Genomic DNA, 10,046 nt, shown 5'->3' with positions numbered 1-10,046 from the left:
GGCGCGATCAATGTGTTAAGGGCGGGACACGCCCGGTTAGCTTGTGCAGAGACTTCGCCTGTAGGTAAGGGCGTCGGGCCAAGAACCCACCGAAGCGAGTCAGGCGATGGTCGCCTGAACGCCGTAGGAATCCCCGTTCTTTAGGGCGGGGAGGATGTCAAAAACTGCTATTTAACTATATATGGCTGATTTTATGGTTAAAATAGCGGGTTATTATTTATATTTTCTCATTAATTTTCAGGATTAATATGGCACTTCAATGTGGTATTGTCGGTTTACCGAACGTTGGCAAATCAACTTTATTTAATGCGCTTACCAAGGCTGGTATTGCCGCTGAAAACTATCCTTTCTGTACGATTGAACCTAATGTAGGTATTGTTGAGGTACCTGATCCGCGTTTGGATAGTTTGTCTGAGATTGTTAAACCACAGCGAGTATTACCGGCGACTGTTGAGTTCGTAGATATTGCCGGACTAGTAGCGGGTGCTTCAAAGGGTGAGGGACTGGGTAACCAGTTTTTAGCTAATATCCGCGAGACGGATGCCATTACCCATGTGGTGCGTTGCTTTGAAGATGATAATGTCGTGCACGTATCAGGTCGTGTCAATCCCATTGAAGATATCGAGGTGATCAATACCGAGTTAGCGTTAGCTGACTTAGCTTCTGCCGAGAGAGCGTTAGACCGTGCCCAGCGCACTGCACGTGCCGGTGACAAGGACGCACAAAAGCTAGCGGCTGTATTAGAGCGCATCGTGCCTGTACTTAATGAGGCTAAAAGCATTCGCAGCATGGGTTTAGACAAAGATGATATGGCATTAATTAAAACCTTTAGTTTTATTACTGCAAAACCTGTACTGTATGTTGCTAACGTACGAGAAGACGGCTTTACTGATAACCCGTATCTTAAAGCAGTGGAGGATTATGCTGCACAGGAAGATTCAGAGGTTGTCGCGGTTTGCGCTGCAGTTGAAGCTGAAATTGCTGACCTTGACGATGAGGACAAACTAGTCTTCTTAGAGGATATGGGTATGGAAGAACCGGGTCTTAATCGAGTTATTCGCGCTGCTTATAAGCTATTAGGCTTACAGACATACTTTACTGCCGGTGTAAAGGAAGTGAGAGCTTGGACTATTCGTGTCGGCGATACGGCACCACAAGCTGCGGGTGTGATTCACACGGACTTTGAGCGTGGTTTCATCCGAGCTCAAACCATTGCTTATGACGATTTTATTGCCCACAAAGGTGAGCAGGGAGCCAAGGAGGCAGGTAAGATGCGCGCTGAGGGCAAGGACTATGTAGTGCATGACGGCGACGTCATCAACTTCCTTTTCAATGTTTAACCGGTTTTAAAAATTTGCAAAATCAACGGCTTTTAAAATGAACAAATGGCTTAAACGCAGTGGTTTAGCGCTCGTTATCCTACTACTGGTAGCAGTTGTAGGCGGAGCGATTTTTGTACTTAATTTTGATCCAAAGGTATATCAGGACCGCTTGGTTAAGGAAATTAAACTGCGATATGAGCGTGATTTAAAAATTAACGGAGATCTTGATTTATCTCTTTTTCCACGTATTGGTTTAAGAGTGACTGATGTTACGTTATCAAATAAAAACTCCGAAGAGGAGTTTAGTTCAATGAAGGAAATCCGTTTTGCTGTTGCCTTGTGGCCTCTGTTGTTCGATCGGTTTTTGGTTGACCATGTCAATGTCAAAGGGTTTAAAACGCATGTTGTCCGCTATCCCGATGGTAGCTTGAATATCGACGACTTCTATGCTTTGCCTTTAGATTTTGATGCGGAGCATATCGCTCATCGCCGTCAACAGGCAGAGGTTGAAGCGGGTCAAGAGGCAGAAAATCGTTTAGCTGCCAATGAGTTTAAAATCGATATTGCCGGCTTAGTGTTAGAAGAAGGCACTGTCTTGATTGAGGATTTGGACAGCAAGCGTCAGCTAGGCCTTGAGAGCATGAGTCTTCGTACCGGGCGGATTACATTTGGTGAGCCTTTTTCTTTAGTACTAAACGCCAATGTTGATACACGCTACCCCGATGATAATGCGGCGCTAAATGTCCGTGGCATGATTCGTTTAGATCCTGACGCTTCTATTTATCAAGCAGAACGTCTCGAAGCTGTGTTGCAGGGGCAGGTTCAGGGATATAAGGTTGATCAGGGTCGCCTTAGTGGCAACTTCAGTCTTGATAATTTTGCCAGTCATGTAAGAAGTACGTCAGTACAGTTTCTGCTTGGCTTGACAGCGCTGAGTCAGGATACCCGCTTAGCAAAAATCAATTATCAAATGCAGGCAGGTGAGATCGGCTTAAATCGTGTTGACACTCAGTTATTGGCACAAAATCTGGAACTTAAGGGCGAGATTGCCGACCTTGAAAAGCGTTCAGTTGCATGGCAGCTAAATAGTCCTAATCTTAATCTTTCCGGGTTTGAAGCAGCAGGAGATCCTTTAACAGGTACTGTGCAGTTCCGCGGTGAAGAAAGCATGGATTTAAATGTATCTTTAGATGGTTTCAGTGGCGTCGCATCTAACCTGAAAGTACGTGAAAATAAAATCAGTGGCCAGTATTTAACGGTAGCTAATCGCACCGTCGACGTTGATTTTTCTTCTCCGCTAGTAGTCAACTTGTTAAATGGCGAGTTTAGCTACACGGCACTAAGCGGACGAGTCAGATTAAGTGATGGTGATATGGTGCAGGAAGCGCCGGTGATTGCTTCTATCAACGGTGATTTGAAAAATGCTCTGATCGATTTTAATGCTGATGCGGTGATGGATTCAGAGCGCATGAGTTTGAGCGGTACGCTTGAGGGATTATCTAAGCCACAAATTAATTTTGATTTGCAGGCTGAGTCGCTGGCGCTGGACCAAATTTTAGGGGTTGATACCAGCTTACCACTCACTTCATTGATGCTTGATGGTGAGAGTGATGTTGTAGGCGTTCAGGCTGAGCAAGCGGCGAGGGACGAAGATGACGGCGCATTAGCGGAAGAAGTGCTCTTGACAGACAATGCTGATGAGGCGTCTGTCGAAGTGGAAACGAAAACTGACGAAGTAAAAGCTACTGAAAAATCGCAGGTCAAATCACGTGATCTGAGTTTAAAGCAAGAGTTGTTATCTCGTTTAAGTGGTGTGGGTACGTTTAATATTGGCTCGATGAGTTATAGAGGAGTAGAGTTTAAGGATTTAGGTACGACACTTATCTTTAACTCGTCTAGTGATATTAAAATCCAATCGCTCCGTGCCGAGTTATTTGGAGGCCAAATTTATGCTAACAGCAACATGTCGCTGGATAGCGGTGCGGTTAATCTTGAGCTGAAATTAAGTGATGTAGACATGCAGGCGTTGATGGAAGCGCTTAAGGCACGTGTCCTATTAAGTGGACGGGCAGATATTGATCTGAACTTAGTTTCTCAGGGACTAAGCGAAAGAGAACTATTGCAAAACCTCAATGGCCAAGTAAGCTTCAATGCGGTCGATGGCCGTTTGCAGGGCTTTGCTGTTGATCGTGTGCTGGGTGATATTGATTACCTCCTTGATACCGGTGGGCAGCAGGTAGAGTTTAATGAGCAAGAATATAGTCCATTTAAACGCTTTGATTTTGCAGCCGAAATAGATGAGGGAATGATCTATTTTAATAGTCTCAGCCTAGAGGGCGAGGATTTTTCTTTCGTTAATAAAGAGCCGAAGAGTCGCTACAATACCTTAAATGGTGACTTTGATTTCAATCTTCAGTTATCTCTAAGAAGACCGATAGATGTGCTACGCCGAGGGGTGAGAGTGGTTGTTAATGGCTTTAGTTTGCCATTGCAGATATGGAATGAAAATGGCTCAATTCAGATTAAGACAGAAATTCAGAGCATGAACTAAAAGCAATGGCTTGATAAATCACCCTTTATCAAGCCATTGTCAACACTTAGGGTTTGACGTATCTTGAAGCTAGATTTAAACTGGTAGTTTGCTGTCACCTGTGAGTTGGCGGAATTTTTCCATGAGCTGCTCTTCTGATTCCTTCCACTCAGGATCCGGATAGATACAGTCAATAGGGCAGATGACTTGGCATTGAGGTTCATCATGGTGACCAATACATTCTGTGCATTTTGCAGGGTCAATCACATAGATCTCCGGGCCCATGAAGATCGCCTCATTAGGACATTGGGGTTCACACACATCACAGTTGATGCATTCGTGATCAATATAGAGAGCCATAATTTACCTTAAAATGATCATTAAAATTAAATGAATCGCTTAAACCATTTAATTTTTCTCTAGCGCTTTATTTAGAATAGCCACCTTTTCTTTGGCTTCTGCTAGAGAGGGTTTAAGTTCTTCGGCCTTTTCTTTGAGCCAACGCTCAACAGAAGGGAAAACCAATTTGCTAACATCACCACCCATAAGAGCTACCTCACGCACAAAGGTACCTGAGATAAACTGATACTGATCAGAAGGTGTCATAAACATAGTTTCTACATCTGGTAGCAGATAGCGGTTCATGCCGGCCATTTGGAATTCATACTCAAAATCCGATACAGCACGTAAACCGCGGATAATTACACGGCCGTTATTTTCGCGAACAAAGTCTTTAAGTAAACCGCTAAATCCTTTTACTGTCACGTTAGGATAGTGGTCAAGCACTTCATGAGCAATTTCCAAGCGCTCCTCTAAGGTAAAACAGGGGTTTTTACCTGCACTGCGAGCTACGCCAACAATGACGTGATCAAAAAGACCGGCGGCACGGCGAACAAGGTCTTCGTGTCCACGAGTCAATGGGTCGAAGGTCCCCGGATAAATGGCAATTTTCATTAGATTTGTCCCTGATTATTATGAACCTGACATTATAAGAGATTTAAACTCTGCTTTCAGAATTATAACAATACAAATAGAAGTGACTGGCGCCGGCTTTATCCTGCCTCAGTAATTCAAACTGCTCCGGCAGCTCGACAGCGGCTGCACTCTCAACATAAACTAATGTACCATGCTTGCAAATACTAGGAAGCGCCGCGCTCGTGGTGCTAAGTAATTGCTCGTCGGCAAACGGCGGATCAATCAGTATCAGATCAAATCGACTATGATCCATGCGCTTTAGGGCAAGTTTGGCATCATGGTCATTAATACGGACCTGGCTTAACTTGTGCTTATCACGAAATTGTCGTAATGCAGCCACAGCTTTTGGGTGCTTTTCAACCATCTGCACATGCTGTGCGCCACGTGAAGCGGCTTCAAATCCTAAGGCGCCACTGCCGGCAAACAAATCCAACACAGACTTATCTGAAAAGTCGCCATCCCAGAAATAAGTTAACCAGTTAAAAAGTGTCTCACGCACTCGGTCTGGCGTAGGACGTAAACCGTCTAAGTCTATAACCGGTAGTATGCTGCGCTTAAGAGAGCCACTAATAATGCGAATTTGCTGTGGTTTCGAGCGCGTTTTAGACAGTGATTTGCTCATTTATCGAATCGTATCCTAATTTCGACTCATAGCGGTCGAATTTATATTAATCTAGTTACTAAGTATAAACCAGTATAATATGAGCTTGAATAAGGTTATTGCAAAGTTCTTTCAATGCGTCCATGACCATTAAGTGAGATAGTATGTTTAGATTTTTTCGACGAAAAAAGTCAAAAGAAGAAAATAAAGTTAATCAGGAGCCTGAATCCACGCTAGTGCCGGAGCAGGTGGAAGAGAGCGAGTCGGAAGTAGCAGGTGTTGAGCCTGAGGAGGCTACACTGACACCTAGCGCGCCGGCAGCGCCTAGTGAACCAGAGACTGTTCCAGCTCCAGCATCAAGTCCTAGTCCAGTCACTGAGTCTGGGTCAGTGGAGCCTAAAGTAACTGATGAAGCAATTGAGTCTGAGCCGATGGTCGAGGCTCGCGTAGAAGAGGTCGGAGCAGTCAGTGAAACTGGCCCAGTGGCAACACCCGAAGCAGCTGAGGAAGCAAAATTAGTCGTTCCTGCTACTGAAGCGGTGCAAGAGCAGCCTGTACAAGAGGCTGAGCCAGCTCCCAAGGCGTCTTGGATGCAGCGCTTACGACAGGGATTGTCTCGAACCGGCTCAAATATTGGATCCTTATTTGTTGGTGTGAAGGTTGATGAGGAGCTTTTTGAGGAGCTAGAGACCGCCTTGTTGATGGCTGATGCCGGTATTGAGGCAACAGAGTCTTTGCTTACTAAGTTACGAGCCAAGGTTAAGCAGCAACGAATTGAAGAGGGTGAGCAGGTTAAAGAGGCGCTGAAAGAGTTGCTAACAGAGCATCTGAAGCCTTTAGAAAAGTCATTTATGTTGCCGTTAGACGGTACGTCTGTGGTCATGATTGCAGGGGTAAACGGCGCCGGTAAAACAACATCAATTGGTAAGTTAGCTCATCATTTTCAAGCGTCCGGTGCCAGCGTCTTATTGGCAGCGGGTGATACCTTCCGGGCCGCTGCACGCGAACAGCTTGTTGAATGGGGCAAGCGGAATAATGTCGCGGTTATTTCTCAAGATGGTGGAGATCCAGCAGCGGTTGCCTTTGATGCAGTAAATGCCGGCAAGGCGCGTCAGGCCAATGTTGTGATGATTGATACGGCTGGTCGCCTACCGACGCAGTTACACCTGATGGAAGAGCTTAAGAAAATTAAGCGAGTGATTAACAAAGCGGATAATGAAGCGCCTCACGAAGTATTACTGGTGGTCGATGGTAATACCGGTCAAAACGTGATTACACAGATTAAAACCTTTGATGCGGCACTTGGATTGACCGGTTTGGTCGTGACCAAGCTTGATGGCACCGCCAAAGGCGGTACCCTTGCCGCCGTTGCTGCCGGTAGTCAGGGAGTCAGGCCTGTGCCTGTCTATTGGATTGGCGTGGGTGAGTCGTTGCATGATCTGCAACCCTTCAGTGCTGCTGAGTTTGCCAGTGCATTGCTTGGTTGATTAATCAATTAATGCTAAGTCACCGCCTATTAATACGCTAGGCTTTGACAATGGTCCAAGTTAATATCTCTAATAAGCAAGCTTGGAAATCAATACTACCTGCTAATTCCTTGGCCTCAGTAGACGAAGCCTGCGAGAATTTGTCGTGGTAGTGTTGGAGTGCGGTTAGTAGAACATTGGACGGTTTGTCGCTCTCGGCGTATAGTTGCCGTAAGCTCTGCAGCGCAGAGCATAGCTGATTAATATGCTGAATGATCCCCAGGCTGAGATCACCTTTTATGTCAACGCGGTCAATGCCGGCAATGATGGCGGCATTTCTGGCAACTTGCTCTAGGTATAACTGCACCGCTTGCTTGATGCTGAGGGCTGAGAGCTCTGCATTATCCATGTCAATGTGCCATGGCTGCCATAGCTTAAAGTCTGTATCGATACGTTTCGAATCTATGGCTGCGGAGGCCAGAGCATCCCCGCGTTCGGCCTTGCTTCGAAAGTCCAGCATAAATTGATGCTGCCGCTGCCACGTATTAGCCATAGTGAAAATAGCGGCGGATGAGCCCTCTTTGAGCTCTAGTTCCAGTTCACACACAGGAATCTCTAGCTGGGCTGAGCGAATATAGCCATTGTCATACGCTAGCTCTATCACTCCATAAGGAGTTTCTTCCAGTCTTAGGGTGCGATAAATATCCGTTTCAAAGCGAGCGACCAGCTCATTTTTTAATTGGCTAAAAGCTTGCTTAGCAGGTGTGCTTTGGTAAACACTCAAGTCGAGCGTAGCATCTGGTCGAGGATGGTTATATTCGATCTTGCTCAGAGCATCATCACCGGGTAATTTGATGGTTTGTATCCAAATGCCATCTTCTTTGCGCAAGCGAAGTGCAATGCCTGCTTGTGCGAGTTCTCGAGTACAGGTGTCAAAGTAAAAGGCGCGTAGATGGATAGTCTTGGCAGTTGCCGTATCAATAATTTCTTTGACTGCTTGACGAGATGCTGCTTGCACATGAAGTTTTAGTTCTTGCTCGACGCTCATATTGGCTATTTGGTTTAACCTCTAATTTTCGTTGTTGGTGAGTAAGGTGGCAGAAACCGCTTGTTTACCCTCGTCAAGGCGTTGGTATAGCTGCTCTTTGGATTGCTTAGATAATTGATTTAGTAACTCTTCAACCCATTGGTTATAGGCCACCTCCATCTTGGCAAAGATCTTTTTGCCCTTGGCAGTCATTTTGATAAAGGTGCTGCGACGATCCTGACGGTTTGTTGCGCGACTGATCAATCCGGCTTTTTCCAGTTGTAAACTAATCGCGGTGATATTGCCATTACTAACCATTAAGCGATCAGAAAGTTCGCCCATTTTAAGTCCTTGGGTTTCAGTCGATAATTGAGCTAATAGTTCATAGCGGGGAGCGGTCATATCAAATTGAAGTCGTAAGCGATTGCGAAGTTCATTTTGAATTAAGTTGTTAAAAGCGGCCAGGCGAAGTACAAGTCGTAAGTCTTCGCTACTGGAATCATTAATCCTGGTCTCTAAGTCGATGTTCATAGGGATTCCTTTGTGGCTAACTTGGTCAAAAAATTAATTGTCCGAGAAATGTTTGTTTTGGGTCGTAATAATAAACTGACCCTTTAGTTGAATTTTTGCATAAAAATAATATTATTGCGATAGCTTAAATGTAAACTATTTTTACATTGCGTCGGAAATTTTTTGAAACTATAAAGCGTAGGAGATAGTTAATATTTGAATGATATATTTAGACTATTTAAAATTTTAAATGTTCCGGGTGATTAAAAATTTTTCTCGGCTTTTCCTTAATGCCTTAAAAATAAATCGCACTTTCACACCAGAGAGGGCGCTTAGGGGTACAATAACAGCATATTTTTTAATTGATGGATAAGTGATTGATTATGAGTTCTGAGCAAGGTCAGACCAGTGAGTTGGTCGAAACTGGCAGCATGGCGACAGCGATTTCTTCAGTGACTGAAATTGTTGAGGAGTTACGTCAAGGTCGCATGGTGATTTTGGTTGATGAAGAGGACCGCGAAAATGAAGGCGATCTTTTGATGGCAGCAGACTTTGTGACACCTGAAGCAATTAATTTTATGGTCACCCATGCTCGCGGATTGGTCTGCTTGACGATTACCGGAGATCGTGCAGAGCAGCTTGGTTTGGATTTAATGACCAGTAACAACCAGAGTGGTTTTGAGACAAACTTTACCATTTCAATTGAAGCCGCCGAGGGCGTAACCACCGGTATTTCTGCTGCAGATCGCGCGACTACAATTAAAGCCGCTGTGGCGGCTGATGCCAACCCTGAAGATATCGTTTCTCCGGGGCATATATTTCCGGTTCGCGCTGTACCGGGTGGGGTATTGATTCGTGCCGGACATACCGAGGCCGGCTGTGACTTAACAGCGATGGCAGGATTGACACCAGCAGCGGTTATTTGCGAAATTCTAAAGCCGGATGGCGAAATGGCGCGTTTACCTGATTTAATTGAGTTTTCGAAGCAGTTCGGCATAAAGATCGGTACGATCACTGACTTGATCCAGTATCGTAGTGAGCACGAATCGATGATTACTCGCTTGGGCAGCAAGCAAATGCTTACGCCGTGGGGCACGTTTGACGCTGTTTCATATCAGGATAAAACGTCTAACGCCACGCACATGGCGCTGGTCTATGGTGAAATGAGTCCAGGGCGTGAGGCTTTGGTCCGTGTGCATGAGCCAGTAACTATGTTGGATATATTAGATTGTGAGGATAAGTCTCACAGTTGGGGAGTGTCTGTGGCGTTAGAGGCTATTAGAGACTCAGGCTGTGGCGTGATGGTAATGCTTAATTGTGATGTCGAGTATAGCAAGGCCGAAGTGGCAAAGCAGATGGCTTCGTGGGGCGTAGAGCCCAAGGTAGATGCACCAAAAGGTCGCAAGCACGATGGCTATAACTTACGAACCTATGGTGTCGGGGCACAGATTTTGAAGGATTTAAATGTCTCTCAAATGCGTTTAATGGCTACACCGGTTAAAATACCGAGCATGGCAGGTTATGGTTTAACTGTCACTGGATTTTATCAAGATCAAAACGATGCTCATGATGCAAAATAGCGCATCGAGTTTAATTAAACTTTTACTCTAATCAA

At 45.1% G+C, this 10,046-nt stretch carries 8 protein-coding genes and 1 pseudogene; 4 read left to right on the top strand and 5 right to left on the bottom strand.

The genetic code is table 11. The features are described 5' to 3' along the window. The first annotated feature begins 248 nt into the window (after nucleotides 1-248). Both ychF and B092_RS0105025 read left to right on the top strand, forming a co-directional pair. Nucleotides 249-1,340: a redox-regulated ATPase YchF gene (ychF, locus tag B092_RS0105030; protein ID WP_018574158.1), complete on the top strand. Its 1,092-nt coding sequence runs from the start codon at nucleotides 249-251 to the stop codon at nucleotides 1,338-1,340. A gap of 34 nt (nucleotides 1,341-1,374) precedes the next feature. Next, a pseudogene (locus tag B092_RS0105025) lies at nucleotides 1,375-3,873 on the top strand (AsmA family protein); the annotation flags it as partial. 75 nt (nucleotides 3,874-3,948) lie between these two features. Here B092_RS0105025 and B092_RS0105020 read toward each other — a convergent pair. The 3 genes from B092_RS0105020 to rsmD are packed head-to-tail and all read right to left on the bottom strand — an operon-like array spanning nucleotide 3,949 to nucleotide 5,449. Then, the gene (locus tag B092_RS0105020; protein ID WP_026253612.1) at nucleotides 3,949-4,212 is read right to left on the bottom strand and encodes a YfhL family 4Fe-4S dicluster ferredoxin; all 264 of its coding nucleotides are present in this window, start codon (nucleotides 4,210-4,212) and stop codon (nucleotides 3,949-3,951) included. A 48-nt stretch (nucleotides 4,213-4,260) separates the two neighbouring features. Further along, entirely contained in the window at nucleotides 4,261-4,806 is a 546-nt protein-coding gene (coaD, locus tag B092_RS0105015) for a pantetheine-phosphate adenylyltransferase (RefSeq protein WP_018574155.1), read from the bottom strand. A 43-nt stretch (nucleotides 4,807-4,849) separates the two neighbouring features. Beyond that, nucleotides 4,850-5,449: a 16S rRNA (guanine(966)-N(2))-methyltransferase RsmD gene (gene rsmD / locus B092_RS0105010; RefSeq protein ID WP_018574154.1), complete on the bottom strand. Its 600-nt coding sequence runs from the start codon at nucleotides 5,447-5,449 to the stop codon at nucleotides 4,850-4,852. A 143-nt stretch (nucleotides 5,450-5,592) separates the two neighbouring features. Here rsmD and ftsY point away from each other — a divergent pair, with 143 nt between their 5' ends. Then, the gene (ftsY, locus tag B092_RS0105005; RefSeq protein WP_018574153.1) at nucleotides 5,593-6,915 is read left to right on the top strand and encodes a signal recognition particle-docking protein FtsY; all 1,323 of its coding nucleotides are present in this window, start codon (nucleotides 5,593-5,595) and stop codon (nucleotides 6,913-6,915) included. A gap of 37 nt (nucleotides 6,916-6,952) precedes the next feature. Here the strand turns inward: ftsY and B092_RS13740 are convergent, their stop codons facing one another. Both B092_RS13740 and B092_RS13735 read right to left on the bottom strand, forming a co-directional pair. After that, a complete protein-coding gene (locus tag B092_RS13740) occupies nucleotides 6,953-7,942 on the bottom strand; it encodes a CYTH domain-containing protein (protein WP_018574152.1) in 990 nt (329 codons plus the stop codon). 21 nt (nucleotides 7,943-7,963) lie between these two features. Continuing rightward, on the bottom strand, nucleotides 7,964-8,452 hold the full coding sequence (locus B092_RS13735; protein ID WP_018574151.1) for a MarR family winged helix-turn-helix transcriptional regulator: 489 nt from the start codon (nucleotides 8,450-8,452) through the stop codon (nucleotides 7,964-7,966). Nucleotides 8,453-8,814: 362 nt separating this feature from the next. On the opposite strand from B092_RS13735, the gene ribBA reads away from it, so the two are divergent. Then, the gene (gene ribBA / locus B092_RS0104990) at nucleotides 8,815-10,011 is read left to right on the top strand and encodes a bifunctional 3,4-dihydroxy-2-butanone-4-phosphate synthase/GTP cyclohydrolase II (protein ID WP_018574150.1); all 1,197 of its coding nucleotides are present in this window, start codon (nucleotides 8,815-8,817) and stop codon (nucleotides 10,009-10,011) included. The last annotated feature ends 35 nt before the right edge of the window (nucleotides 10,012-10,046 follow it).

The sequence above is a fragment of the Oligella ureolytica DSM 18253 genome (genome assembly GCF_000373745.1).
Lineage (GTDB): Bacteria > Pseudomonadota > Gammaproteobacteria > Burkholderiales > Burkholderiaceae_B > Oligella > Oligella ureolytica.
Note: the sequence above shows the minus strand (reverse complement) of the source record. Positions and strands in the feature narration are given on the sequence as shown.